This is a genomic window from Streptomyces sp. NPDC045695 (assembly GCF_056432025.1).
In genome coordinates this window covers 426,739-451,775 of record NZ_JBWKJU010000002.1, presented here as the reverse complement: position 1 = coordinate 451,775, position 25,037 = coordinate 426,739, and the positions used below count along the sequence as shown (strand labels likewise).

18 protein-coding genes are annotated in these 25,037 nt (G+C 72.2%); 12 read left to right on the top strand and 6 right to left on the bottom strand.

Features of this window, described 5'->3' with window-relative positions; all coding sequences use genetic code 11:
• The first annotated feature begins 21 nt into the window (after window positions 1-21).
• On the top strand, window positions 22-1,653 hold the full coding sequence (gene groL, locus AC07DU_RS05155) for a chaperonin GroEL (protein WP_479109678.1): 1,632 nt from the start codon (window positions 22-24) through the stop codon (window positions 1,651-1,653).
• Window positions 1,654-1,754: 101 nt separating this feature from the next.
• On the opposite strand, the gene AC07DU_RS05150 is transcribed toward groL, so the two are convergent.
• From AC07DU_RS05150 to AC07DU_RS05140, 3 genes are all read right to left on the bottom strand, one after another.
• A complete protein-coding gene (locus AC07DU_RS05150) occupies window positions 1,755-2,471 on the bottom strand; it encodes an ester cyclase (RefSeq protein ID WP_453372610.1) in 717 nt (238 codons plus the stop codon).
• 88 nt (window positions 2,472-2,559) lie between these two features.
• Window positions 2,560-3,333, bottom strand: a complete 774-nt coding sequence (locus AC07DU_RS05145) for an SDR family NAD(P)-dependent oxidoreductase (protein ID WP_479026371.1) — start codon at window positions 3,331-3,333, stop codon at window positions 2,560-2,562.
• Between the two features lie 31 nt (window positions 3,334-3,364).
• A complete protein-coding gene (locus AC07DU_RS05140) occupies window positions 3,365-4,051 on the bottom strand; it encodes an MOSC domain-containing protein (protein WP_479109907.1) in 687 nt (228 codons plus the stop codon).
• A 91-nt stretch (window positions 4,052-4,142) separates the two neighbouring features.
• Here AC07DU_RS05140 and AC07DU_RS05135 point away from each other — a divergent pair, with 91 nt between their 5' ends.
• Window positions 4,143-5,042, top strand: a complete 900-nt coding sequence (locus tag AC07DU_RS05135) for a LysR family transcriptional regulator (protein WP_479026374.1) — start codon at window positions 4,143-4,145, stop codon at window positions 5,040-5,042.
• Between the two features lie 180 nt (window positions 5,043-5,222).
• Here the strand turns inward: AC07DU_RS05135 and AC07DU_RS05130 are convergent, their stop codons facing one another.
• Window positions 5,223-5,549 carry a WhiB family transcriptional regulator gene (locus AC07DU_RS05130; RefSeq protein WP_360891083.1) on the bottom strand — a complete coding sequence of 109 codons (327 nt, stop codon included), beginning with the start codon at window positions 5,547-5,549 and terminating at the stop codon, window positions 5,223-5,225.
• A 379-nt stretch (window positions 5,550-5,928) separates the two neighbouring features.
• Between AC07DU_RS05130 and AC07DU_RS05125 the strand changes: the two genes are divergently transcribed.
• From AC07DU_RS05125 to AC07DU_RS05110, 4 genes are all read left to right on the top strand, one after another.
• Window positions 5,929-6,540 carry a response regulator transcription factor gene (locus AC07DU_RS05125; RefSeq protein WP_003948568.1) on the top strand — a complete coding sequence of 204 codons (612 nt, stop codon included), beginning with the start codon at window positions 5,929-5,931 and terminating at the stop codon, window positions 6,538-6,540.
• Window positions 6,541-6,888: 348 nt separating this feature from the next.
• Entirely contained in the window at window positions 6,889-7,518 is a 630-nt protein-coding gene (locus AC07DU_RS05120; RefSeq protein ID WP_360891086.1) for a sigma-70 family RNA polymerase sigma factor, read from the top strand.
• Window positions 7,519-7,619: 101 nt separating this feature from the next.
• A complete protein-coding gene (guaB, locus tag AC07DU_RS05115) occupies window positions 7,620-9,119 on the top strand; it encodes an IMP dehydrogenase (protein WP_360891089.1) in 1,500 nt (499 codons plus the stop codon).
• A gap of 193 nt (window positions 9,120-9,312) precedes the next feature.
• On the top strand, window positions 9,313-10,437 hold the full coding sequence (locus AC07DU_RS05110) for a GuaB3 family IMP dehydrogenase-related protein (protein ID WP_360891092.1): 1,125 nt from the start codon (window positions 9,313-9,315) through the stop codon (window positions 10,435-10,437).
• A gap of 80 nt (window positions 10,438-10,517) precedes the next feature.
• Here the strand turns inward: AC07DU_RS05110 and AC07DU_RS05105 are convergent, their stop codons facing one another.
• Complete coding sequence (locus tag AC07DU_RS05105) at window positions 10,518-10,991, bottom strand: hypothetical protein (protein WP_360891095.1); 474 nt, start codon at window positions 10,989-10,991, stop codon at window positions 10,518-10,520.
• Window positions 10,992-11,108: 117 nt separating this feature from the next.
• Entirely contained in the window at window positions 11,109-12,338 is a 1,230-nt protein-coding gene (locus AC07DU_RS05100; RefSeq protein WP_479109675.1) for a nucleotide sugar dehydrogenase, read from the bottom strand.
• A gap of 241 nt (window positions 12,339-12,579) precedes the next feature.
• Between AC07DU_RS05100 and AC07DU_RS05095 the strand changes: the two genes are divergently transcribed.
• The 6 genes from AC07DU_RS05095 to AC07DU_RS05070 all read left to right on the top strand — a co-directional run bounded on the left by AC07DU_RS05095 (window position 12,580) and on the right by AC07DU_RS05070 (window position 24,972).
• Complete coding sequence (locus tag AC07DU_RS05095) at window positions 12,580-14,286, top strand: glycerol-3-phosphate dehydrogenase/oxidase (RefSeq protein WP_360891101.1); 1,707 nt, start codon at window positions 12,580-12,582, stop codon at window positions 14,284-14,286.
• Window positions 14,287-14,447: 161 nt separating this feature from the next.
• Complete coding sequence (locus AC07DU_RS05090) at window positions 14,448-16,925, top strand: protein kinase domain-containing protein (protein WP_479109672.1); 2,478 nt, start codon at window positions 14,448-14,450, stop codon at window positions 16,923-16,925.
• A gap of 105 nt (window positions 16,926-17,030) precedes the next feature.
• Window positions 17,031-19,595 (top strand): protein kinase, encoded by a 2,565-nt coding sequence (locus AC07DU_RS05085; protein ID WP_479109670.1) that lies wholly within the window; start codon window positions 17,031-17,033, stop codon window positions 19,593-19,595.
• Window positions 19,596-19,720: 125 nt separating this feature from the next.
• Window positions 19,721-21,364, top strand: coding sequence for a serine/threonine-protein kinase (locus tag AC07DU_RS05080; protein WP_479109668.1), 1,644 nt, complete (start codon window positions 19,721-19,723; stop codon window positions 21,362-21,364).
• Window positions 21,365-21,456: 92 nt separating this feature from the next.
• Window positions 21,457-23,130: a succinic semialdehyde dehydrogenase gene (locus tag AC07DU_RS05075; protein ID WP_479109666.1), complete on the top strand. Its 1,674-nt coding sequence runs from the start codon at window positions 21,457-21,459 to the stop codon at window positions 23,128-23,130.
• A 12-nt stretch (window positions 23,131-23,142) separates the two neighbouring features.
• Window positions 23,143-24,972, top strand: coding sequence for a GMC oxidoreductase (locus tag AC07DU_RS05070; protein ID WP_479109664.1), 1,830 nt, complete (start codon window positions 23,143-23,145; stop codon window positions 24,970-24,972).
• The last annotated feature ends 65 nt before the right edge of the window (window positions 24,973-25,037 follow it).

The following is a 25,037-nucleotide window of genomic DNA, read 5'->3' as shown; positions in this document are numbered from 1 at the left end:
ACGAGAGGGCTAACCGCTCCCATGCCGAAGATTCTTAAGTTTGACGAGGACGCCCGTCGCGCCCTCGAGCGCGGCGTCAACAAGCTTGCCGACACGGTCAAGGTGACGATCGGCCCCAAGGGCCGCAACGTCGTCATCGACAAGAAGTTCGGCGCGCCCACCATCACCAACGACGGTGTCACCATCGCCCGCGAGGTCGAGCTGGACGACCCGTACGAGAACCTGGGCGCGCAGCTCGTGAAGGAGGTGGCGACCAAGACCAACGACATCGCGGGTGACGGCACCACCACCGCCACCGTGCTGGCCCAGGCGCTGGTCCGCGAGGGTCTGCGCAACGTCGCCGCGGGCGCCTCCCCGGCCGCCCTGAAGAAGGGCATCGACGCCGCGGTCAAGGCCGTGTCCGAGGAGCTCCTCGCGACCGCCCGCCCGATCGAGGACAAGTCCGACATCGCCGCCGTGGCCGCGCTCTCCGCGCAGGACGCCCAGGTCGGCGAGCTCATCGCCGAGGCGATGGACAAGGTCGGCAAGGACGGTGTCATCACCGTCGAGGAGTCCAACGCCTTCGGCCTGGAGCTGGAGTTCACCGAGGGCATGGCCTTCGACAAGGGCTACCTCTCCCCGTACATGGTCTCCGACCAGGAGCGTATGGAGGCCGTCCTCGACGACCCGTACATCCTGATCAACCAGGGCAAGATCTCCTCGATCCAGGACCTCCTGCCCCTGCTGGAGAAGGTCATCCAGGCCGGCGGCTCCCGCCCGCTGCTGATCATCGCCGAGGACGTCGAGGGCGAGGCGCTCTCCACCCTCGTCGTCAACAAGATCCGCGGCACCTTCAACGCGGTCGCCGTCAAGGCCCCCGGCTTCGGTGACCGCCGCAAGGCGATGCTCCAGGACATGGCCACCCTCACCGGTGCCACCGTCATCGCCGAGGAGGTCGGCCTCAAGCTCGACCAGGCCGGTCTGGACGTACTGGGCTCCGCCCGCCGCGTGACGATCTCCAAGGACGACACCACCATCGTCGACGGTGGCGGCAACTCCGAGGACGTCGTGGGCCGCGTCAACCAGATCAAGGCCGAGATCGAGTCCACCGACTCGGACTGGGACCGCGAGAAGCTGCAGGAGCGCCTGGCGAAGCTCGCCGGCGGCGTCTGCGTCATCAAGGTCGGCGCCGCCACCGAGGTGGAGCTCAAGGAGAAGAAGCACCGCCTTGAGGACGCCATCTCGGCGACCCGCGCCGCGGTCGAGGAGGGCATCGTCTCCGGCGGTGGCTCCGCCCTCGTCCACGCCGTCAAGGTCCTGGAGGGCAACCTCGGCCTGTCGGGCGACGAGGCCACCGGTGTCGCGGTCGTGCGCCGCGCCGCCGTCGAGCCGCTGCGCTGGATCGCCGAGAACGCCGGTCTCGAGGGTTACGTCATCACCTCGAAGGTCGCCGAGCTCGACAAGGGCCAGGGCTTCAACGCCGCCACCGGCGAGTACGGCGACCTGGTCAAGGCCGGCGTCATCGACCCGGTGAAGGTCACCCGCTCCGCGCTGGAGAACGCCGCTTCCATCGCCTCCCTGCTGCTCACGACCGAGACCCTGGTCGTCGAGAAGCCGGCGGACGAAGAGGGCGACGCCGGTCACGGCCACGGTGGCCACGGCCACAGCCACTGACACCCCGGCTGACGCTGTAGCCGTTACACGAGAGGCCCCCGACCCGCCGTTCCCACGGCGGGGCGGGGGCCTTCCCGTTGCTCCCGTTCAGGGCCGGGGGCTCATGAACCCATCGACTTCATCGGGTCCATCCCCAGCTGGCGCATCATGCCCATGATGTCGTAGTGCCACCAGCCCTCGGCGATCATGCCGTCCCGGCAGCGGAAGGTCGTCGAGCCGGTGGCGCTGACCTTCTTGCCGGTCGGCGCGAGGCCCATGAACTCACCCGTGTGCGTCGCGTTCCAGGTCCACAGGGTGGTGACGAAGTCGCCTTCGGCGATCTGCTGGTCCTTGGTGAAGGACATGTCCCCGAAGGAGGACCGCCACATGGTGAGGTCCGCCATGATGGCGTCGCGCCCCTGGGCGTTGGGGTCGGCCTGGAAGATGTCGTGGTCGATGTAGTCGGAGGCGAAGATCTCCTCCGCGAGGGCGCGGTCTCCGGTGATGGCCAACTCGTCGAACATGCGGTCCACGAGCATCTTGTTGAGGTTCTCGTCACGGACCACGTCGAGGTTGGTGAAGGTCGGCATCCCCTCGCAGAGCGCCATCATCTCCTGGAACATCCTGTCGGTCTCCGGCAGCTGAGAGTTCTTCATGGCGTCTTCGTACGAGGGGAATTCGACCACGTCCACGAAGTGGTTCTCGGCCTCGCGGTCCCTGCCCACGATGCTGTGGGTGACGGTCCGCCTGCCCTGGCTCTGCGAGACGTACCGGTCGAGCAGCTGGTTGAGGTCGTCCTGCCGACTGGTCTTGTAATCGATGATCTGTACGAATGTCATGGCGTCTCCCGGGCTGGATGGGACACGTCTATTTTAGTGAGATATCACCCATTTGGCGGGTCGGGTGCGCGGGAGGAGGGGCGCAGTACTACTGCGGCCCGTACTTGCGGCCGGTACGCGAGGTCATCCCGCCCAGCAGCGCGCGCGGCGTCAGCTTCACCACGCCCACCAGCGCCTTGTACCGCGGGTCCGGGACCGACACGGTCTTGCCGCGGGCCAGATCGGCCAGGGCTGCGGCCACCAGCTTGTCGGCGTCCAGCCACAGCCAGCCCGGGATGTTGTCCGTGCCCATGCCGGCGCGCTCGTGGAACTCCGTGCGCACGAAGCCGGGGCACAGTGCCATCAGCCGCACCCCGGATCCGGACAGGTCCCGCGCCGCACCCTGGGTGAACTGCACGACCCAGGCCTTGCTCGCCCCGTACGTACCGCGGGGCACGAAGGCGGCCACCGAGGCGACGTTGATGACGCCGCCCCGGCCGCGCGTGCGCATCGACCCGGTGGCCGCCGAGGTCAGCCGCAGCACCGCCTCGATGTGCACCTTCAGCATGGTCAGCTCGTCGGCCATGGGGACTTCGAGGTAGCGGCCCTTGTTGCCGAAGCCCGCGTTGTTGACCAGCAGGTCGACCGGGTGGGTGCGGTCGCCGAGGCGCTGCTCGACCGCCGCGATGCCCTCCTCCGTGGAGAGGTCGGCGGCGAGTACGTCGGCCTCGATGCCGTGCCGGTCGTGCAGCTCGGTGGCCTGTTCGCCGAGCCGCTTGGTGTCGCGCGCCACCAGCACCAGGTTGTGCCCCTGGGCGGCCAGCCGCCGGGCGAATGCGGCGCCGATGCCCGCCGTGGATCCCGTAATCAACGCAGTCGTCATAGGCGCAACCTAGACGAGTGAGATAACGGCGCTACGTCGCCCCGGCCTCGGCCCGGCACTTCTCCATGTACTGGCGCACGTGCTCGTGCGCCTCCGGCCGCATCGCCCCGCCCGCCGCCAGGGTGCGCGGCAGCAACGAGCGCTCGGTGGTGAAGGCGCGGAACCACAGCGCCACGGTCACCTCGTGGTCCGGCCGGTGGACGACCTCGATGGGGTCGCCGGCCGCGACCGAGCCCTCCCGGATCACCCGCAGGTACGCGCCCGGCCGGCCCTCCCGGGTGAACCGCTTGACCCAGCCGTCCTCGTTCAGGGCGCCCTGGAAGGTCCGGCAGGGGATGCGGGCCGACGCCACTTCGAGGACGACGTCCGCGCCGACCCGCCAGCGCTCGCCGAGCAGCGCGGTGTTCAGGTCGAGGCCGGAGGTGGTGAGGTTCTCGCCGAAGATCCCGGCGGGCAGCTCGCGGCCCAGCTCGCGCTCCCAGCGGTCCAGGTCCTCGCGCGCGTACGCGTAGACGGCCTGGTGGTCGCCGCCGTGGAACCGGCGGTCGCAGACGGCGTCGCCCTCCAGGCCGCTGCCGAGGCCGGTGGCCGTGGGGCCGGGGGAGACGACGCGGACCGGCCCGGGGACCGGGCGCTTGCCGATGCCCGTCGTCCCGCTCTCCGCGTCGGTGTAGTCGACGGCCGTGGCGCGGCCGAGGTTCACGGAAATCAGATGCATGGTGCCCATGGGCATCACGGTAGGGTCCTTGTGCCCCAAAGCGTTACAGAGGCATCCGTGCGACGGTCAAAGTAGGCCTTATGCTCGAAGGGTGATTGAGGCACGTCATCTCCGGGTACTGCGCGCTGTCGCCGGGACCGGATCCTTCTCAGCCGCCGCACGAGAACTCGGCTGCACCCAGCCCGCCGTCTCCCAGCAGATGAAGGCGCTCGAACAGTCGGCCGGAACCCCGCTGCTGATCCGCACCGGCCGCGAGATGCGGCTGACCCAGGCCGGCGAGGCCCTGGTCCGGCACGCCGCGGGGATCCTGGCCGGGCTGACGGCGGCCGAGGAGGAGGTCGCCGCCATCGCCGGGCTGCGCGCCGGCCGGGTCCGGCTCGTGTCCTTCCCCAGCGGCAGCTCCACGCTGGTGCCCACCGCGCTCGCGGCCATGCGCGCCGTGCATCCGGGGACCCGCATCTCGCTGGTCGAGGCGGAGCCGCCGCGCTCGGTGGAGATGCTGCGCGAGGGCGACTGCGACCTGGCGCTGGCGTTCCGCTACGGCGGGGCGGCCGGATCCGCCGCCGAATGGGACGACCTCGTGGTGCGGCCGCTGCTGACCGACCGTCTCATCGGGCTGGTCCCCGAGGGGCACCGGCTGGCCGGAGCCGCACGCGTGGGCATGGCGGAGCTCGCCGACGAGCCCTGGATCGCGGGCTGCCCGCGCTGCCGCCGCCATCTGGTGGAGGTGTGCGAGGGCGTCGGCTTCACCCCGCGCATCGACTTCGCCACGGACGACTACCCGGCGGTGGTCGGCCTGGTCGCCGCGGGCCTGGGCGTCGCGGTGCTGCCCGAGCTCGCGGTGGAGTCCGTACGGGCCAAGGGCGTGAGCACGGTCGCCGTGGAACCCGCCGTCGAGCGGGAGGTCGTGGCGCTGACCCTGCCGGACCTGGCCCGGGTGCCCGCGGTGGCCGCGACCCTGGCCGAGCTGGAGCGGGCCGCCGCGCGCTGACCGCGCGACGGGCCGCACGCGGCCCCGCCCAGGGGGGCACCCGCGGTCACGCGGGGCCGCACGCACGGGCTGCGTACGGCCGGACGAGTGAATTCCGGGGCCGGGCGGCGACACGCCCGGGCGTGCAGATGATTCCGGTCGATTCGAGGAAACGTTCCTTCGGACGTTTCGAACAGGCGCTCAGTGCGGCGCGATCGGTCCGATCGCATGAGACGCGGGGATCAGGCGATGCCGTGCGCGGCCCATCAGCTCCTCGCGCTCGTCCTCGGTGAGGCCGCCCCACACCCCGTAGGGCTCGCGGACGGCGAGTGCGTGCGCGGCGCATTCCGCACGCACCGGGCATCGCATGCAGACCTCTTTAGCCGAGGCCTCGCGCGCGCTCCTGGCCGCGCCCCGCTCGCCTTCCGGGTGGAAGAAGAGGGAGCTGTCGACCCCGCGGCAGGCAGCCAGCAGCTGCCAGTCCCACAGGTCGGCGTTCGGTCCGGGAAGGCGGGAGAAATCTGCCATGGGGAGTCCTCTTGGTGCCGGTACTGAGGCGGATACGGTCCATGTCTCCACACCTACTGTCCTAGTAGATGTAAATATGACTCATTCGGAATCTAGCCTCAGACATGCGCGGAAGGGAAGGAAAGCCGCCAAATAGGGCATAGCTCCAGATGGAGGACGGCTGGCTTGTGGCGCCGCCGTCGTGTTCGCTTCCTCACGTAGAGTGCCGAAGGTGTCCGTCCGACCCGTAACTCTTTCGAGTGACCATCGTTGAGAGTGCGAAGGCGGTTGAACCAATACGGTCTCGGACAGGTGTCCGGGGGCATCGACCGCACAGGTGACGATACGTACCAGCCTGGAGGCTCAAGGTGACGCGCATCAGCAGCTGCGGAGGGCGGTCATGACATCCGTCCTCGTCTGCGACGACTCCCCGCTTGCCCGAGAGGCGCTCCGTCGCGCGGTTGCCACCGTGCCCGGCGTCGAGCGTGTGACGACGGCTGCCAACGGCGAGGAAGTCCTCCGCCGCTGGGGTGCCGACCGCTCCGACCTGATTCTGATGGATGTACGGATGCCCGGGCTCGGCGGTGTGGAGACGGTCCGCCGTCTGCTCTCGGCCGACCCCGGTGCCCGCATCATCATGCTGACGGTCGCCGAGGACCTGGACGGCGTGGCCCTCGCGGTCGCCGCCGGCGCCCGGGGCTATCTGCACAAGGACGCCTCGCGCGCCGAACTGCGGGCCACGGTCACCCAGGCACTCGCCGACCCGACCTGGCGACTGGCCCCGCGCCGGCTCCGCTCGGCCGAGATGGGCGCCGCGCCCACGCTCACCGCGCGCGAGATCCAGGTCCTGGAGGGCATGAGCCACGGCCGGTCCAACGCGGAGATCGGGCGCGAGCTCTTCCTCTCCGAGGACACGGTCAAGACGCACGCCCGCCGGCTGTTCAAGAAGCTCGGCGCCTCCGACCGCGCACACGCCGTGGCGCTCGGTTTCCGCTGGGGCCTGGTCCGCTGACCTCCGGGTCGCGGCCGGGCCCGGCCCGGCCCGCCGCCCGCCGTGGACCGTCGAGAGCGGTCCCGTCCGCAGGCTGCGGACGGGGCGGCGCGCCGCCCTCGTTTTCGGTGTAGCCCTGTCCCGCCGTACCCGGTGCGCACCCGGGGGTTGGCGGGGCACAATCCGGGGGACGTCTCGCTTCGTGCGCGATGCCGCATCCTTGAGGGTGTGGAGTCTCTCGGGGACTATTCGGCCGAGCGGGAGGGGAGGGTGCAGATGATGGGTTCCGGCGCACCCGCTCATAACGCTTCGATGCACAACAAGGACCACGGTGCCGCGGATGCTTCCGCGCCAAGGCACCATGGATTGATGCGCGACGACGAGGCCCAGGGGTCCCCCGCGGCCACAGGCCCGACCGGCGCCGCCAAAGGCGGCAGTGCCGGGGGCGTCAGCGCGCTCGTACGCCGGGCGGTGGAGGGCGACGAGCAGGCCACGCACGACCTGCTCGCCTTCGTGCACCCCCTCGCCATCCGCTATTGCCGCACCCGGCTCTCCCGCCTTCCGGGTGACGCTCGCCACTTCGTGGAGGACCTGGCGCAGGAGGTCTGCGTCGCCGTCCTGATGGCGCTGCCGCGCTACCGGGACACCGGGCGCCCGTTCGAGGCGTTCGTCTTCGCCATCGCCGCGCACAAGGTCGCCGACCTGCAGCGGGCCGCCATGCGGCACCCGGGCAGTACGGCCGTGCCCTCCGACGAGATGCCGGAGCGGCCCGACGACTCGCTGGGCCCGGAGGAGCGCGCGCTGCTGAGCAGCGACGCCGCCTGGGCCAAGAAGCTGCTGGCGAACCTTCCGGAGAACCAGCGCGAGCTGCTCGTCCTGCGGGTCGCCGTCGGGCTGACCGCGGAGGAGACCGGGCAGATGCTCGGCATGTCCCCCGGGGCCGTGCGCGTGGCGCAGCACCGCGCGCTCAGCAGGCTGCGCGCCCTCGCCGAGCAGTAGGAAGCTACGAAACTTCTGGTTGACCTTGGTCGTGGAATGAGACGCGTCGGTATCCCGTTAGCATGGACATCCGCGCTGAGCAAGACCATTGGGAAGGTGTCATGACCGCCGACGGAGTGCCCGACAAATTCGCCACGCTCGGACTGACTTACGACGACGTGCTGCTGCTGCCGGGCGCGTCGGACATGTCGCCTGACGCCATCGACACCTCCTCCCTCATCTCGCGCAACGTGCGCGTCAACGTCCCGCTGCTGTCCGCCGCCATGGACAAGGTCACCGAGGCCCGGATGGCCATCGCGATGGCCCGCCAGGGCGGCGTCGGCGTCCTGCACCGCAACCTCTCCATCGCCGACCAGGCCAACCAGGTCGACCTGGTCAAGCGCTCCGAGTCCGGCATGGTCACCGACCCGATCACGGTGCACCCGGACGCGACGCTGCGCGAGGCCGACCAGCTCTGCGCGAAGTTCCGCATCTCCGGCGTCCCGGTGACGGACCAGGCGGGCAAGCTCCTGGGCATCGTCACCAACCGCGACATGGCCTTCGAGTCGGACCGCAGCCGCCAGGTGCGCGAGGTCATGACCCCGATGCCGCTGGTCACGGGCAAGGTCGGCATCTCCGGCGTGGACGCCATGGAGCTGCTGCGCCGCCACAAGATCGAGAAGCTTCCGCTGGTCGACGACGCGGGCATCCTCAAGGGCCTCATCACGGTCAAGGACTTCGTCAAGGCCGAGAAGTACCCGAACGCCGCCAAGGACAAGGACGGCCGGCTGCTCGTCGGCGCCGCCGTCGGCGTGGCCGGCGACGCGTACGACCGCGCGCAGGCCCTGATCGAGGCGGGCGCCGACTTCATCGTCGTCGACACCGCCCACGGCCACTCCCGCCTGGTCGGCGACATGGTCGCGAAGATCAAGTCGAACTCCGGTGTCGACGTCATCGGCGGCAACGTCGCCACCCGCGACGGCGCCCAGGCGCTGATCGACGCCGGCTGCGACGGCATCAAGGTCGGTGTCGGCCCCGGCTCGATCTGCACCACCCGCGTGGTCGCCGGCATCGGCGTCCCGCAGGTCACCGCGATCTACGAGGCTTCGCTCGCCGCCAAGGCGGCCGGCGTCCCGGTCATCGGCGACGGCGGCCTCCAGTACTCCGGTGACATCGCCAAGGCCCTGGTCGCGGGCGCCGACACGGTGATGCTCGGCTCGCTGCTCGCGGGCTGTGAGGAGTCCCCGGGCGAGCTGCTCTTCATCAACGGCAAGCAGTTCAAGTCGTACCGCGGCATGGGTTCGCTCGGCGCGATGCAGTCCCGTGGCGACCAGCGCTCCTTCTCCAAGGACCGCTACTTCCAGGAGGGCGTGGGCGGCGACGACAAGCTCATCCCCGAGGGCATCGAGGGCCAGGTGCCCTACCGCGGCCCGCTCTCCGCGGTCGTGCACCAGCTCGTCGGTGGCCTGCGCCAGTCGATGTTCTACGTCGGCGGCCGCACCGTGCCGGAGCTGCAGGACCGGGGCCGGTTCGTCCGGATCACCTCGGCGGGCCTCAAGGAGAGCCACCCGCACGACATCCAGATGACGGTCGAGGCGCCGAACTACTCCCGTAAGGGGTAGCAGGTGAGCTGAGGTGGGGGCGGGCCCGGGTGACCGGGCCCGCCCTTCGCCGTTGCCGGGGCTCCGCCCCCGGACCCCGCGCCTCAAACGCCGGCGGGGCTGAGCTCGCCGTCCCGTACAGCGGTCACCGGAACGCATGCACCCGGCGTTCGGGGATACTGGACGGGCAGACCCAGAGGAAAGGCCACCACACGTGACTGAGATCGAGATCGGGCGCGGCAAGCGCGGCCGCAGGGCGTACGCGTTCGACGACATCGCCATCGTCCCGAGCCGGCGTACCCGGGACCCGAAGGAGGTCTCGATCGCCTGGCAGATCGACGCGTACCGCTTCGAGCTCCCCTTCCTGGCCGCCCCCATGGACTCGGTCGTCTCCCCGCAGACCGCGATCCGCATCGGCGAGCTCGGCGGCCTCGGCGTGCTGAACCTCGAAGGTCTGTGGACCCGATACGAGGACCCGCAGCCGCTGCTCGACGAGATCGCGGAGCTGGACGAGGATTCCGCCACCCGCCGCCTCCAGGAGATCTACTCCGCGCCGATCCAGGCGGACCTGATCCGCCGGCGCATCAAGGAGGTGCGCGACTCGGGCGTCGTCACCGCCGCCGCGCTCTCCCCGCAGCGCACCGCCGAGTTCTCCAAGGCGGTCGTGGACGCGGGCGTGGACATCTTCGTGATCCGCGGCACCACCGTGTCGGCGGAGCACGTCTCCGGCGCCGCCGAGCCGCTGAACCTCAAGCAGTTCATCTACGAGCTCGACGTCCCGGTCATCGTGGGCGGCTGCGCCACCTACACCGCGGCCCTGCACCTGATGCGCACCGGCGCCGCGGGTGTCCTGGTCGGCTTCGGCGGCGGCGCCGCGCACACCACGCGCAACGTGCTCGGCATCCAGGTCCCGATGGCGACCGCCGTCGCGGACGTGGCCGCGGCCCGCCGCGACTACATGGACGAGTCCGGCGGCCGCTACGTGCACGTCATCGCCGACGGCGGCGTGGGCTGGTCGGGCGACATCCCGAAGGCCGTCGCCTGCGGCGCGGACGCCGTGATGATGGGCTCCCCGCTGGCCCGTGCCACCGACGCGCCCGGCAAGGGCAACCACTGGGGCATGGAGGCCGTCCACGAGGACGTGCCGCGCGGCAAGAAGGTCAACCTCGGCGTGGTCGGCACGACCGAGGAGATCCTCACCGGCCCGTCGCACACCATGGACGGTTCGATGAACATCTTCGGCGCCCTGCGCCGCTCGATGGCCACCACCGGCTACAGCGAGCTCAAGGAGTTCCAGCGGGTCGAGGTCACGATCGCGGACTCGCAGCACAGCCGCTGACGGTTCCCGTACGCACGCCGGAGGGCCGGCACCCCGCCTGGGGTGCCGGCCCTCCGGCGTACGCGTGCGAGGAGCCGACGTCAGTCGCTGACCTTCTTGGCCGCGCCGAAGGCGGCGAAGCCGCCGATCCCGAGGAAGACGTAGGACATGAAGTCCACGCTCTCCTTCCAGAGGTCGTTCAGGCCGCCGATGCCGACCTCGCTGAACACCTCGCCCACGCCGACCTTGCCGTAGTCGGCGATGGCGAGCGCGATGAAGAACACCTGGCCGAGGTAGACGGCGCCGACGGACAGCAGGACGGCGACCACGGGCAGGATCGGGTTGCGGCCGCCGACCTTGCCGGCGGCGAGACCGACGAGGAGGCCGACGCCGATCGCGGCGTAGCCGATCTCGCGGTCGATGGCGTTCATGATGCCGCCGTAGGCGCCGGCCGCGACCAGGGCCGCGACGACGGCCGCGACGATGCCGAGGCCGATGTTGCCGGTGCGGGCCGGGGCCGGGGCCGGGGCCGCGGTGAAGGAGTCGGGCGCCGGCGGCGTGAAGTTCTGGCTCATGGGAAATCCCCCCCAGGGATGCGTGGGGCACATCTGTCCAGGGGGACGTATGTGCGAGATAAGTGACGTCGCAGGCTAGCAGCCTCAGCCGACATCCACAGGGGGGAATTCCGGGGCTCAGAGCCGGTGGGCCGCGCCCGCCGGGCTGGCGCCGCGGGTGTCCAGCAGCAACTGGGCCTTCACGGCGAGACCTTGCAGGTCGTACGTGCGGTGGTGCTGGAGCAGGATCGTCAGGTCGGCGTTGGCGGCGGCCTCGTACAGGGAGTCGGCCCGCGGCACCGGCTGGTCCCTGACGCGCCAGCCCGTGATGTAGGGGTCGTGGTAACTGATCAGCGCCCCCAGGTCGAGGAGGCGGCTGGCGATCTCGCGGGCCGGTGAGCCCTCCTGGTCGGCGAGGTCGGGCTTGTAGGTGACGCCCAGCAGGAGGACGCGGGCGCCGCGGGCCGACTTGCCGTGTTCGTTGAGCAGGGTGGCGGAGCGCTGGATGACGTACTGCGGCATCCGGTTGTTGATCTCCTGCGCCAGGCCGACCATGCGCAGGGGGTGGCCGGGGGTGCGGGTGGTGTGGGGAAGGTAGTTGGGGTCGAGGGGGACGCCGTGGCCGCCGACCCCCGGTCCGGGGCGGAAGGCCTGGAAGCCGTACGGCTTGGTCTCGGCGCAGCGGACGACGTCCCACAGGTCCACGCCGAGGTCGTGGCAGAGCACCGCCATCTCGTTCATGAGGGCGATGTTGACGTGCCGGTAGTTCGTTTCGAGCAGCTGTACGGTCTCGGCCTCGCGCAGGCCGCGGGCGCGGACCACCTTCTCGGTGAGGCGGGCGTAGAAGGCGTGCGCGGACTCCGTGCAGGCGGGGGTGAGGCCGCCGATCACCTTGGGGGTGTTGGAGATGCCGTGCGTCCGGTTGCCGGGGTCGTGGCGGCTGGGGGAGTAGGCCAGATGGAAGTCCCGGCCGGCCCGCAGCCCGGAGCCCTCTTCGAGGATCGGGCGCAGGTAGTCCTCGGTGACGCCGGGGTGGACGGCGGATTCGAGGATCACGGTGGTGTGGGGGCGCAGCCGGGCGGCCAGCGCGTGGCCGGCCTCGCCGACTGCGGAGAGGTCGAGTGCGCGATCGGCGCCGAGCTGGGTGGGGGCGCAGATGACGGCGGTGCGGACCCGGCCGAGTTCGGCGGGGTTGGTGGTGACCCGGAAGCCGGCCGCCGACATGCGGCGGATCTCGGCGGCGGTGAGGGTGGAGTCCGTGACCGGACCGCTGTCGTAGCCGACCGTCTCGATTCCGGCGGCGACGGCCGCCTGGGCGAGTGGGAGGCCGAGATGGCCGAGTCCGATGACGGCGAGATCTGCGGGCATGGGGGTGCCGTCCCTTCCCTGAAATGAGGGGGCTGCCGCGCACGTCCTCCCGGGGCAGGGGAGCTGGCGCAATGTCAGACTAGGCGTATATATGAAAGATATGTCGCATTCTGGAGTGAACATCACCGTTGTGTTGTCCACAGGCGGTGGCTGATGTGGGTGCGGGCGGTCAGAATCGTGAGACGGGGCATGTGAGCGGGATCCCGCCGGGGATCTCACCCACACCAAACGGGAGGCAGCCGTGAGGACAGCGACACTGGGGCCGGAGCAGCGGGCCGAGGCCCTCACCCGGATGGCCGAGCGGGAGCTGGACGTGCTCGTGGTGGGTGCGGGCGTGGTGGGAGCCGGCACCGCGCTCGACGCCGCGACCCGGGGCCTGTCGACCGGCTTGGTGGAGGCGCGGGACTGGGCCTCGGGCACCTCCAGCCGGTCGAGCAAGCTGATCCACGGCGGCCTGCGGTATCTGGAGATGCTCGACTTCGCCCTCGTGCGGGAGGCGCTGAAGGAGCGCGGCCTGCTGCTGGAGCGGCTCGCCCCGCACCTGGTGAAGCCCGTGCCGTTCCTCTACCCCTTGCAGCACAAGGGGTGGGAGCGGCTGTACGCGGGCTCGGGCGTCGCGCTGTACGACGCGATGTCGGTCTCCAGCGGCCACGGGCGCGGCCTGCCCGTCCACCGCCACCTCTCGCGCAAGAAGGCGCTGCGGGTGGCGCCGGCGCTGCGCAAGGACGCGCTCGTGGGCGCCCTGCAGTACTACGACGCCCAGATGGACGACGCGCGGTACGTCGCCACCCTGGTGCGCACGGCCGCGGCGTACGGGGCGCAGTGCGCCAACCGGGCGAGGGTGATCGGCTTCCTGCGCGAGGGCGAACGGGTGGTCGGCGCGCGCGTGCGCGACGTGGAGGGCGGGAGCGAGTACGAGATCCGAGCCAAGCAGGTCGTCAATGCGACGGGGGTGTGGACGGACGACACCCAGGCGCTGATCGGGGAGCGCGGGCAGTTCCACGTACGGGCCTCGAAGGGCATCCACCTGGTCGTGCCGAAGGACCGGATCCATTCCAGCACCGGGCTGATCCTGCGGACGGAGAAGTCGGTGCTGTTCGTCATCCCGTGGGGGCGGCACTGGATCGTGGGGACCACGGACACCGACTGGGACCTGGACAAGGCCCACCCGGCGGCGTCGAGCGCGGACATCGACTACCTGCTGGAGCACGTGAACTCGGTGCTGGCCGTGCCGCTGACGCGCGACGACGTCCAGGGCGTCTACGCCGGCCTGCGGCCGCTGCTGGCCGGGGAGTCGGACGCGACGAGCAAGCTGTCGCGCGAGCACACCGTGGCCCATCCGGTGCCGGGGCTGGTGGTCGTGGCGGGCGGCAAGTACACGACGTACCGGGTCATGGCCAAGGACGCCGTCGACGAGGCGGTGCACGGGCTGGACCAGCGGGTGGCGCAGTGCGTGACGGAGGACGTGCCGCTGGTGGGGGCGGAGGGGTACCGGGCGCTGTGGAACGCGCGGGCGCGCATGGCGGACCGGACGGGGCTTCACGTCGTACGGGTGGAACACCTGTTGAACCGCTTCGGGTCGCTGACGGAGGAACTGCTGGACCTGATCGCCGCGGACCCGGGGCTGCGGCAGCCGGTGACGGGGGCGGAGGACTATCTGCGGGCGGAGATCGTCTACGCGGCCTCGCACGAGGGGGCGCGGCACCTGGACGACGTCCTGACGCGGCGGACGCGGATCTCGATCGAGACCTTCGACCGGGGGACGCGGTCGGCGCGGGAGTGCGCCGAGTTGATGGCGCCGGTGCTGGGGTGGGACGAGCAGCAGATCGCGAAGGAAGTGGAGCACTACGAGAAGAGGGTCCAGGCGGAGCGGGAATCACAGCGCCAGCCGGACGACCAGACGGCGGACGCGGCGCGGTTGGGGGCGCCCGACATCGTTCCGTTGTAACTCCGCGATGCGGAAAGGGGAACCGCGGACCCGGGGGGCCCGTCCGTTGCGGAGTGAGGAACAATGGGGGTTCTGCCGGGGTGGGTTACCGCGGGCCCCGGCCGCCGGGTCGCTCAGCCGCTGGGGCAGGCGGAGCAGCGGCAGGATTGCAGAGGGGACGCATGTCGAAGCCGGAGCACGGGACTGCCGGGACACCTGCCGGGACGCCTGCGGCGAAGCTTGACGGTGAGGGCTCGGCCGCAGCACCTGCCGGTGCGCCTGCGGCGAAGCCCGGGGGTGCGAGGTCTGCTGCCGCCGAGGGCGGGTCGGGCGAGCCCGAGGACGCGAAGCCTGAGGCGAAGCGGGGGAGTGGGAAGTCCGCTGCCGCGAAGGGCGGGTCGGGCGAGCCCGAAGATGCGAAGCCTGGTGTGAGCCAGGCTGCCGCGCCTGCGGTGGAGCCGGTTGTCGATGCCGCCGCGGCGGGGTCGGGCGAGCCCGAGGACGCGAAGCCTGCGGTGAAGCCGGGGAGTGCGAAGTCCGCTGCCGCGAAGGCCGGGTCGGGCAAGGCTGCCGCGCCTGCGGGGGAGCCCGTTGTCGATGCCGCCGGGGCGGGGCCGGGGGAGCCCGAGGACGCGAAGCCCGCCGCTGCGCCTGCGGCGAAGGTGGTCAATCCCGTCGTCGAGAAGGCCGATGCCATGGCGGCCGCCGTCAAGGCGGCTGCGGCTAAGGCGGCCGGGGACGGGCAGGACCAGGGGCGGCTGCTGGCCGGGCGGTACCGGCTCGGGGCCGTGCTCGGCAAGGGCGGGATGGGGACGGTCTGGCGGGCCCAGGACGAGACCCTGGGCCGGACCGTCGCCGTCAAGGAGCTCCGCTTCAGCACCGGCGTCGACGAGGACGAGAAGCGCCGCCTCATCACCCGTACCCTCCGCGAGGCCAAGGCCATCGCGCGGATCCGCAGCGGCGGCGCCGTCACCGTCTACGACGTCGTCGACGAAGACGGCCGGCCCTGGATCGTCATGGAGCTCATCGAGGGCCCCTCGCTCGCCGAGTTCGTACGCGAGAACGGCCCCCTCACCCCGCACCGCGCGGCCGAGGTCGGCCTCGCCGTGCTCGACGTCCTGCGCGCCGCGCACGGCCAGGGCATCCTGCACCGGGACGTCAAGCCGTCCAACGTACTCATAGCCGCCAGCGGCCGCGTGGTCCTCACCGACTTCGGCATCGCGCAGGTCGAGGGCGACCCCTCCGTCACCTCCACCGGCATGCTCGTCGGCGCCCCCTCCTACATCTCCCCCGAGCGCGCCCGCGGTTACAAGCCGGGCCCGCCCGCCGACATGTGGTCGCTCGGCGGCCTGCTGTACGCCGCCGTCGAGGGAGTGCCCCCGTACGACAAGGGGTCGGCGCTCGCCACCCTCACCGCGGTGATGACCGAGCCCGTGGACCCGCCGAAGAACGCCGGCCCGCTGACCGAGGTCATCTACGGCCTCCTCGTCAAGGACCCCGCACTGCGGCTCGACGACGAGCGGGCGCGGGCGATGCTCACCGCCGTCGTCAACGCGCCCGAGCCCGCGCCGGCCCCCGTGGCCGCCGCGGTGGCCGAGGAGACCCGGCAGATATCCCTGGCGGACGCCAAGGAGGCCGTGGACAAGGCCGCAGCGGAGAAGGCCGCCGAGAAGGCGGCGAAGAAGGAGCGCGAGCGGCGCGACCGCGAGCAGCGCGAACGCGCGCGCGCCGCACTGAAGTCGGCCCGCAAGGCGGCGGCTGCGGCGGCGACCCCCGCGGTGGCCACGGCGGCCGTCTCGGCCGCCGAAGCGCCGACGCCGAAGCCCCGTCCGAAGCCCAAGGCCAGGACGTCTCCGGTCGCGGCTCCGCTCACCGACGTCATGCCGCGCCGCACGATCGCGCTCGCGATAGCCGCCGTACTCGTCGTCCTGGCGGTGGTCGGCTCGCTGATCGCCTACGCCTTCAGCGACGGGGACAAGGGCGCCAAGAACGAGGGCAAGGGCGGCCAGAGCACTCCGAGCGCCTCGGCCCCGCAGGGCTCCGGCGGCGCCGGACAGAGCTCCCCGAAGCCCTCGGCGAACACCGGTGAGCCGGGCGGCGCCGGTGGCGCGGCAGGTACCGGCGGCCAGCCGGACCAGGGGCAGCAGGCGGCCTCCGGGGGCCAGGGGCAGGGCGCCACGACCGGGGGAGCGGTCGGTGGGATCCCGGCCGGATACGCCCTGGTGCAGGACTTCGGGTTCCACTTCTCGATGGTGATGCCCGAGGGCTTCCAGCACCTGGAGACGGCGGGCGAGAACTCCGGCGCCATCTACAGCCGGGCCAAGGACTTCCCCAAGATCCAGGTCGACTACAACGCCAAGCCGGGCGACGACGCGCGCACCGCCTGGCTCAAGCTGGCCCCCGCCGTGGGCGGCAGCAGCCGGGGATACAAGCAGATCCGTATCGACACGGTGGACTACAAGGGCTACCCGACCGTCGCGGACTGGGAGTTCGAGCGGGAGCAGAACGGGACCAGGGTCCGGGTGCTCAACCGCGGGTTCAAGGTGGACGCGACGCACGGCTACGCCATCATGATCAGCTGCGCCGCGGACCAGTGGGACGGTGCCCAGTGCACCCAGATGCGCAACGTCGCCTTCGAGACCTTCCAGCCGCTCGGCTGACCCTGGGACGCGGGCGGCCCCGGCGACGTATCGTGTCAGCGGGGCCACGGGGGACCCTCCCCCAGCTACCGCTGGGTGGCGCCCCCAGTACTCGGGGGAGGCGATGTGGAGGAGTACGCGGGCCGGATCCTGGCCCACCGCTACCGCCTGCCGCTGCCGCCGTCCGACGCGTACGAGCTGGTCGAGACCCGGGCCTTCGACACGCGCAGCGGGCAGGAAGTCCTCGTGCGGCAGCTGCCGTTGCCGGAGGTCGTGGACGCCGAGCTGATGGACGGGCCGCGGACCGTACCGACGGCGGCGCGCCGCTCGCCCGCGGACCTGCCGGCCGTGCGGCGTGCCATCGAGGCGGCGCAGGCCGCGGCCTCGATCCCCGACCATCCCCGGCTCGACCAGGTCTTCGACGTGTTCGCCGAGGGCGAGTCGCTGTGGATAGTGAGCGAACTGATCCCGGCCAGGCCGCTGGCCGCGCTGATCGCCGACGAACCGCTGAGCCCCTACCGGGCCGCAGAGGTGGCGTCGGACGTACTGACCGCGCTGCGGGTGCTGCACGCGCACGGCTGGACGCACCGGAACATCACCGTCCGGACGGTCCTGGTGTGCGACGACGGCCGGGTCGTGCTCACGGGCCTCGCGGCCGGCGCGGCGGAGGAGGCCCTGTGCGGGTACGACCCCGTCCCCGGCGCGGAGGCCTCCGGCGGTGACGCCGGGTGGGGCGGCGGCGGACCGGATCCGGCGGCGCCGCAGCCCGGGTGGGGTCATCCGCAGGAACCGGTGGGCCCCCGTCCGCCGGAACCACGGCCCGAGCCGGATCCCGAGCCCGGTTACGCGCCCTTGGTGGCTCCGGGATACGACACCGGGCCGCGGTACACCGACCACATCACCCCCGGGCGACCGCAGGACCGGGCCGAACTCCAGGCGGCCGCGCGGGCCGGGGCCATCGCCGCGTACCGGGCCGGGGCGCGGGCCGCAGCCGCCCGGGTCACCGAGCAGCGCAAGGCCGGGGCCGAGGCGGAGCCCGGGCCGGAGGGCAGGCCGGAGCCCGGGCCCGAGGGTGCGCCCGAGCGCAGGCCCGAGGGGTCGACCCTCCCGCAGGGGTACTCGTACCCGTACGGCGGACCGGAGGCCGGCGCCGCCGCCCCCTGGCACGGCGCGACACCCCGCCACCCGGCCCTTGCCCCGCAGGAGCGGGAGCCGCAGCGGGAGTTGGAGCCGCGGCCCGGCTCCGAGCGGCTGCCCGAGGCGGCGCCCGACCCGGAGCGCACGGTCCGCCCGGAGGCGGGGACCCGGTCTGCGCTGCCCGCCCAGCTCCCCCTGCCCGCCCAACTCCCCCCGGCCGCCCCCCAGCCCCTGCCCGCGCGGCTCGCCCTGCCCCAGGGCTTCCGTCAGGCCGACGCCGGGGACCGCGCGCCGGCCCGGCCGGACGACACCCGGGCAGCCTCCGCCGTCGGCGGGTGGGCCGGGCCCCAGACCGGGCCGCAGACCGGGCTGGACGCCGAGCGGGCCCGCCAGACGCGGATGGCCGTCGTCGGGGCCGTCACCGAGCGGTGGGCTCCCGAGCAGGCGGGCCCCGTGCGCGGGCACTGGCAGCTGGCGCCCCCCGTCGGGCCCGCCACCGACCTGTGGGCGCTCGGCGCGCTGCTCTACCGGGCCGTGCAGGGACACGCCCCGTATCCCGAGGAGAGCGTCGCCGAGCTCGTCGAGATGGTCTGCGCCGAGCCCCCCGCCTTCGCGGAGGAGTGCGGCGCGCTCCGCCCGGTCGTGGAGTCCCTGCTGCGTCAGGACCCCACGGAGCGGCCCGACTTCGAGGAGCTACGCGGCTGGCTGCGTTCGCTCGTACGGTCCGCACCCGAGCCGGAGGCCGGGTTCGGCGTGCTCCCGATGCCGGAGCCGGATCCCGCGCGCCTGCCCGTCGTACGCCGCCGCGGCGAGCTCCACGGGCGCCACCGCAATCCCGCGGCACCCCGCGCACCGCGCGCCCTCGGCCGGACGCTGCTCCTGGGCATCCTGGTCCTCCTCGCCGGGGCCGTGGCGTACGCGATGCTGTTCATGCCCCGCGCCGCCGACCCGGACGCACCGGGCGCAGGTGGCCAGGGCCAGGGCGGGGCCACGGGGACGCCATCGGTGAAGAGCCCCTCCCACGTGCCCAGTGGCACGCCGGAGTCCGGGCCCGCGCCCCAGACGACCGGACCGGCCGCCACCCCGGCCGCCCCCGCTCCCGCCCCGGCCGGCTACACCACCCAGCAGGATCCGGAGCACTTCGAGATCGCCGTCCCCGAGGGCTGGGAGCGCCGCGGGATCAACGAGGCCGGTCAGGTGCGCTACACGGACGGGCCGTTCGTCCTGACGGTCGTCCCCGGCCGGGACAAGGTCCAGGGCAATCCGGACCCGGCGGCGTACCAGAAGGACAAGGAGCCGGAGCTGACCCCGTACCGCACTTCCACCTGGTCGACGGTCGGTGACGTCAAGACCACCAAGGTGGGCTCCCAACTGCGGGCGACGGGACGGTACACGTGGATCGACGGCACCGGACGCAACGTCTACGCACGCAACTTCGTGGTCGCGCTCGGCGGCAGCTACCACGTCGTCATGGTCACCGGCCCGGAGGACGAGCAGGCCAAGGTCACCGAGGTCTTCGAAAAGGCCACGGCGAGTTACAAGTCCGGTGGCTGAACGGGTCCTGATGACCGGTCAGTACGGCGATTGCGTCACAGTGCGGCCTTTCGGAGCCCGGGCGGTTCCGGCAGCGCCCGTGAGCTCCGTAATCTGGCCTGAAGTGCAGAGAGCGGCGGGATTTCGTGGAACAGCAGACAGGTGGGGGCGCCGTGCTGGCGGGCCGGTACCGGCTCGTCGAGCCGATCGGCCGGGGCGGCATGGGCAAGGTGTGGCGCGCGCATGACGAGCTGCTCCACAGGACCGTCGCCGTCAAGGAACTGACGGCGGGTCTGTACGTCGCCCAGGCCGATCGGGACGTCATGCACGCCCGGACGCAGAAGGAGGCCCGGGCCGCGGCCCGGATCCAGCATCCGGCGGTCGTCACCGTCCACGACGTGCTGGAGCACGACGACCGGCCGTGGATCGTCATGGAGTACGTCGACGGTCCCTCCCTCGCGGAGGCGGCCAAGGAGGCCGGGCGGATCGAGCCCCGCGAGGCGGCCCGGATCGGGCTGCACGTGCTGGGCGCACTGCGCGCCGCGCACGCGGTGGGCGTACTGCACCGGGACGTGAAGCCGGGCAACGTGCTGCTCGCCAAGGACGGCCGGGTCCTGCTGACGGACTTCGGGATCGCCGCGATCGAGGGCGACTCGTCCATCACGCGCACCGGCGAGATCGTCGGCTCCATCGACTACCTGGCTCCCGAGCGGGTCACCGGCGCGACTCCCGGCACGGCCTCCGACCTGTGGTCCCTGGGTGCCACCCTCTACACGGCGGTGGAGGCCCGGTCGCCGTTCCGCCGCACGTCGGCCATCTCCAGCCTGCAGGCCGTGGTGAACGACGAGCCGCCGGCGCCGCGTCAGGCCGGGGCCCTGGGATCGGTGATCACGGCCCTGCTGCGCAAGGACCCGGCGCAGCGGCCCTCGGCGGCGGAGGCCGAGCGGATGCTGCTGGAGGCGATGGAGGGCCGGGAGCCGAAGGCGGCGCAGGCGTACGTACCGACGCGCGCGGTGACCGCGGAGGAACTCGCCCCGGTGCAGGAGCGGTCCGAGGAGCCGGCGGGCCGCCGGCTCCCGCCGGCGGACGCCGGGGCGACGGCCCCCCTGCCCGAACCCCAGGCGCCCGAGCCCGCGGCCCCGGCCCAGGGCCGGCTCAAACGCGCCGCGGCCGTCGCGCTGGTGGCGGCGCTGCTCGGCGGCGGCGGTGTCTTCGGTGTCCTCAAGTTCACCGGTGACGCCGACAAGGGCGCCGGCTCCGACAAGACCGCGAGCTCCCCGGATGCGAAGTCGGGCGAGGGGGGCGACAGCGACCAGGACGAGACCCTCGCCGTGCCCGCCGGGTGGACCGAGGTCACCGACCCCACCGGCTTCACCCTCTTCGTCCCGGACGGCTGGAAGCGCCAGATGGACGGCGACCAGATCGACTACACCCCGGACAACGGGAAGCACTTCATCCGGATCGCCGCCGACCCCACACCGGTTTACGAGAACCCGTACGTGCACGTGCTCGACCTGGAGAAGCAGGTGCAGAAGCGGACGGACTACAAGAGGCAGCTGCTGAAGCAGAACACCTTCCGCGACACCCCCAAGGGCGCGCTGTGGGAGTTCACGTGGACCGAGAAGCAGAACCACCCCGGGCCGCGCCGGGCCATCGAGCAGATGTACTTCGCCCCGGACAACACCGAGTACGCGATCTACATGTCGTCCCCCGTCGCCGACTGGAGCACGACCCGTCAGCAGTTCGACATCGTCCTCAGTAGCTGGCAGCCGCCCGCCGCGAAGCCCTGATCGCGCCATCACGCCAGCGATCACTGGCAGAAATGGCAAAATCGGGTTACCCACGGGTACCCAAAGGCCTCTTGGCGCAATACGCTCACCGCATGACGGACTCGCAGGCCCCCGCCGCCCCTCTCCGGACCGCACCGGAGCCCACCCACCCGGTCGCCCCGGCCACGGCCGGCGCCCGCCCCGCCACCAACCCGGTCGCACCCGCCCCGGCCGGCGCACGCACCGCCGCCGACGTGGTGACCCCGGGCCTCGTCGCCCGGCTGACCCGCGGAGTGATCGGCTCCGGGCGCACCGCCAACCACACCCCCTTCAGCGGGGACCGGCTGGCGGAGCTCCCCGAGGCCAGCGCCGAGGACGTGGCCGAGGCCTTCCGCCGGGCCCGCGCCGCCCAGCCCGCCTGGGCGGCCGTTCCCGTACGCCGGCGGGCCGCCGTCCTGCTGCGCTTCCACGACCTGATCCTGGCCCGCCAGTCCGAGATCCTCGACCTCATCCAGCTGGAGACCGGCAAGGCCCGCCTGCACGCCCACGAGGAGCTCCAGGCGGTCGTGATAGCCGCCCGTCACTACGGCCGCAAGGCCCCCTCGTACCTGCGCCCCAAGGGCCACACGGGTGCCATGCCGACCCTCACCAAGGTCACCGAGCTGCGCCAGCCGCGCGGGGTCGTCGGCCAGATCGCCCCCTGGAACTACCCCTTGGAACTGTCGGTCGGCGACGCCCTGCCCGCCTTCGTGGCGGGCAACGCGGTCGTCATGAAGCCCGACACCGAGACCGCCCTGACCGCCCTGTGGGCACGGGACCTGCTGATCGAGGCCGGGATGCCCGCCGAGGTCTTCCAGATCGTCCTCGGGGAGGGCCCCGTCGTCGGCCCCGAGGTGGTCCGGCACGCCGACTACGTCTCCTTCACCGGCTCCACCCGCACCGGCCGCGAGGTCGCCCGGGGCGCGGCCGACCGTCTGATCGGGGTCAGCCTCGAACTCGGCGGCAAGAACCCCATGCTCGTCCTGCACGACGCCGACGTCGAGAAGGCCGCCGCGGGCGCCGTCCGCGCCTGCTTCTCCTCCGCCGGCCAGCTGTGCATCTCCATCGAGCGGCTCTACGTCCACGCTTCGATCGCCGACGCCTTCATCGAGCGGTTCGCCGCCCGCACCAAGGCCATGCGCCTGGGCAGCTCCCTCGCGTTCGGCGCCGACATGGGCTCCCTGGCGGGCGAGCGCCAGCTGGAGAACGTGCGGCGGCACGTGGACGAGGCCGTCGCCAAGGGAGCCACCCTCGTCGCGGGCGGCGCCCCCCGCCCCGACATCGGCCCGCTCTTCTACGAGCCCACCATCCTCGACGGCGTCGAGGCGCCGATGGCGGTGTGCGCCGAGGAGACCTTCGGCCCGGTCGTGTCCGTCTACCGCTTCACCGACGAGGACGAGGCCATCGCCGAGGCCAACGCCACCGCCTACGGCCTGAACTCCAGCGTCTGGACCAAGGACTCCCGGCGCGGCCACGCCGTCGCCGCCCGCCTGCGCACCGGCACCGTCAACATCAACGAGGGCTACGCCCCCACCTACGGCAGCGCCCAGGCGCCCATGGGCGGCATGAAGGACTCCGGCCTCGGCCGCCGCCACGGCTCCGAGGGCATCCTCAAGTACACGGAGGCGCAGACCATCGCCCAGCAGCGGCTGCTGCCCATGGCGCCCTCGCTGGGCATGGACGACGAGAAGTACGCGGCGTTCATGACGCGCAGCCTCAAGGTCATGAAGGCTCTCCGACTCCGCTAAAGGGGCAGCTCAGTGTCGTACGACTACGACGTCATCGTCATCGGATCGGGCTTCGGGGGGTCGGTCTCGGCACTGCGCCTCACCGAGAAGGGCTACCGGGTCGGCGTCCTGGAGGCAGGGCGCCGCTTCACCCGCGAGGGCCTGCCGAAGAACAGCTGGGACCTGCGGAACTACCTGTGGGCCCCGGCCCTCGGGCTGTACGGGATCCAGCGCATCCACCTGCTCGGCAACGTGATGGTGCTCGCGGGCGCCGGGGTGGGCGGCGGCTCGCTCAACTACGCCAACACCCACTACGTGCCTCCCGCCGCCTTCTTCGAGGACCGGCAGTGGGCGTCCATCACCGACTGGCGCGAGGAACTCGCCCCGTACTACGACCAGGCCAAGCGGATGCTCGGCGTGCGGCTCAACCCGACCATGACCCCCTCCGACGTCCATCTCAAGGCCGCCGCCGAGAAGATGGGCTGCGCCGACTCCTTCCACCTGGCCCCGGTCGCCGTCTTCTTCGGCGACGGGGACGACGGCGAAGGGCAGCGCAAGGTCCGGCCCGGCGACGAGGTCGCCGACCCGTACTTCGGCGGCGCCGGCCCCGCCCGCAAGGCCTGCACCGAATGCGGCGAGTGCATGACCGGCTGCCGGCACGGCGCGAAGAACACCCTGAACGAGAACTACCTGCACCTCGCGGAGGGCGCCGGCGCCGTCATCCACCCCATGACGACCGTCACCGCGCTCGGCGAGCACCCCGAGGGCGGCTACCGCGTCCGCACCGTCCCCACCGACGGCCGCCGCCGCGGCAAGGCCAAGGTGCTGCGCGCCCGGTACGTGGTCGTCGCGGCGGGCACGTACGGCACGCAGACCCTGCTGCACGCGATGAAGGACCGAGGTGAGCTGCCGCGCCTGTCGCAGCGGCTCGGCGAGCTGACCCGTACCAACTCCGAGGGCCTGGTCGGCGCCCAGACCGACGACCGCCGCTACCGCAAGCGGCCCGGCGCGGGCCCCGGCCAGGAGCAGCGCGCCGACTTCACCCGCGGCGTGGCGATCACCTCCTCGGTGCACCCCAACGCCCAGACGCACATCGAGCCCGTGCGCTACGGCAAGGGCTCCAACGCCATGGGGTTCATGACCACCCTCCAGGTCCCCTACGGCCCGAACCGGGTGCGGGCCTGGCTGGCGAGGACCGCGAAGCACCCGGTGCAGCTGGTGCGTTCGCTGTCCAACCGGCGCTGGTCGGAGCGGACCATCATCGGCCTGATCATGCAGTCGGTCGACAACTCCCTGACCACCTACCGCAAGCCCGGCGGGCTCGGGAAGGGCCTGCTCACCGCGCGGCAGGGCCACGGCGCGCCCAACCCCGTCCAGATCGCGGAGGCCACGCAGACCGCGACCCTGCTGGCGCAGGAGATCAACGGCTTCCCGGGCAGCAACGTCGGGGAGCTGATGGGCACCCCGCTGACCGCGCACTTCCTAGGCGGCTGCCCGATCGGCGCCTCGCCCGAGGAGGGCGTGGTGGACCCGTACCACCGGCTCTACGGGTACCCGGGCATATCGGTGGTGGACGGCTCGGCCATCACCGCGAACCTCGGGGTCAACCCGTCGCTGACGATCACGGCGCAGGCGGAGCGGGCGATGTCGTACTGGCCGAACAAGGGCGAGCAGGACCCGCGGCCCGAGCAGGGGGCGGCCTACGTCCGCCTGGAGGCGGTGGAGCCGGCCCGTCCGGCCGTCCCGAAGGAGGCCTTCGGCGCGCTGCGGCTGCCGTTCCTCGCGGTCCCGGAGATCCCGCCGCGCAGCGGGCCGCAGGATCAGCCGCGGATCGCGCCCCGCGATCCGGAACCCGCCGGATGACAGCGGCGGGTACCGCGCTCCCCCTCCGAGCGCGGTACCCGCCGCGGTACATAGGTGACAGATGT

Bases quoted from the DNA above. Each gene is read 5' to 3' on its own strand.
- AC07DU_RS05125 (WP_003948568.1), top strand. From the start codon at position 5,929: ATGACATCCGTCCTCGTCTGCGACGACTCCCCGCTTGCCCGAGAGGCG.
- groL (WP_479109678.1), top strand. From the start codon at position 22: ATGCCGAAGATTCTTAAGTTTGACGAGGACGCCCGTCGCGCCCTCGAG.
- AC07DU_RS05140 (WP_479109907.1), bottom strand. From the start codon at position 4,051: ATGCATCTGATTTCCGTGAACCTCGGCCGCGCCACGGCCGTCGACTAC.
- guaB (WP_360891089.1), top strand. From the start codon at position 7,620: ATGACCGCCGACGGAGTGCCCGACAAATTCGCCACGCTCGGACTGACT.
- AC07DU_RS05150 (WP_453372610.1), bottom strand. From the start codon at position 2,471: ATGACATTCGTACAGATCATCGATTACAAGACCAGTCGGCAGGACGAC.
- AC07DU_RS05100 (WP_479109675.1), bottom strand. From the start codon at position 12,338: ATGCCCGCAGATCTCGCCGTCATCGGACTCGGCCATCTCGGCCTCCCA.
- AC07DU_RS05075 (WP_479109666.1), top strand. From the start codon at position 21,457: ATGACGGACTCGCAGGCCCCCGCCGCCCCTCTCCGGACCGCACCGGAG.
- AC07DU_RS05130 (WP_360891083.1), bottom strand. From the start codon at position 5,549: ATGGCAGATTTCTCCCGCCTTCCCGGACCGAACGCCGACCTGTGGGAC.
- AC07DU_RS05105 (WP_360891095.1), bottom strand. From the start codon at position 10,991: ATGAGCCAGAACTTCACGCCGCCGGCGCCCGACTCCTTCACCGCGGCC.
- AC07DU_RS05120 (WP_360891086.1), top strand. From the start codon at position 6,889: ATGCGCGACGACGAGGCCCAGGGGTCCCCCGCGGCCACAGGCCCGACC.
- AC07DU_RS05145 (WP_479026371.1), bottom strand. From the start codon at position 3,333: ATGACGACTGCGTTGATTACGGGATCCACGGCGGGCATCGGCGCCGCA.
- AC07DU_RS05090 (WP_479109672.1), top strand. From the start codon at position 14,448: ATGTCGAAGCCGGAGCACGGGACTGCCGGGACACCTGCCGGGACGCCT.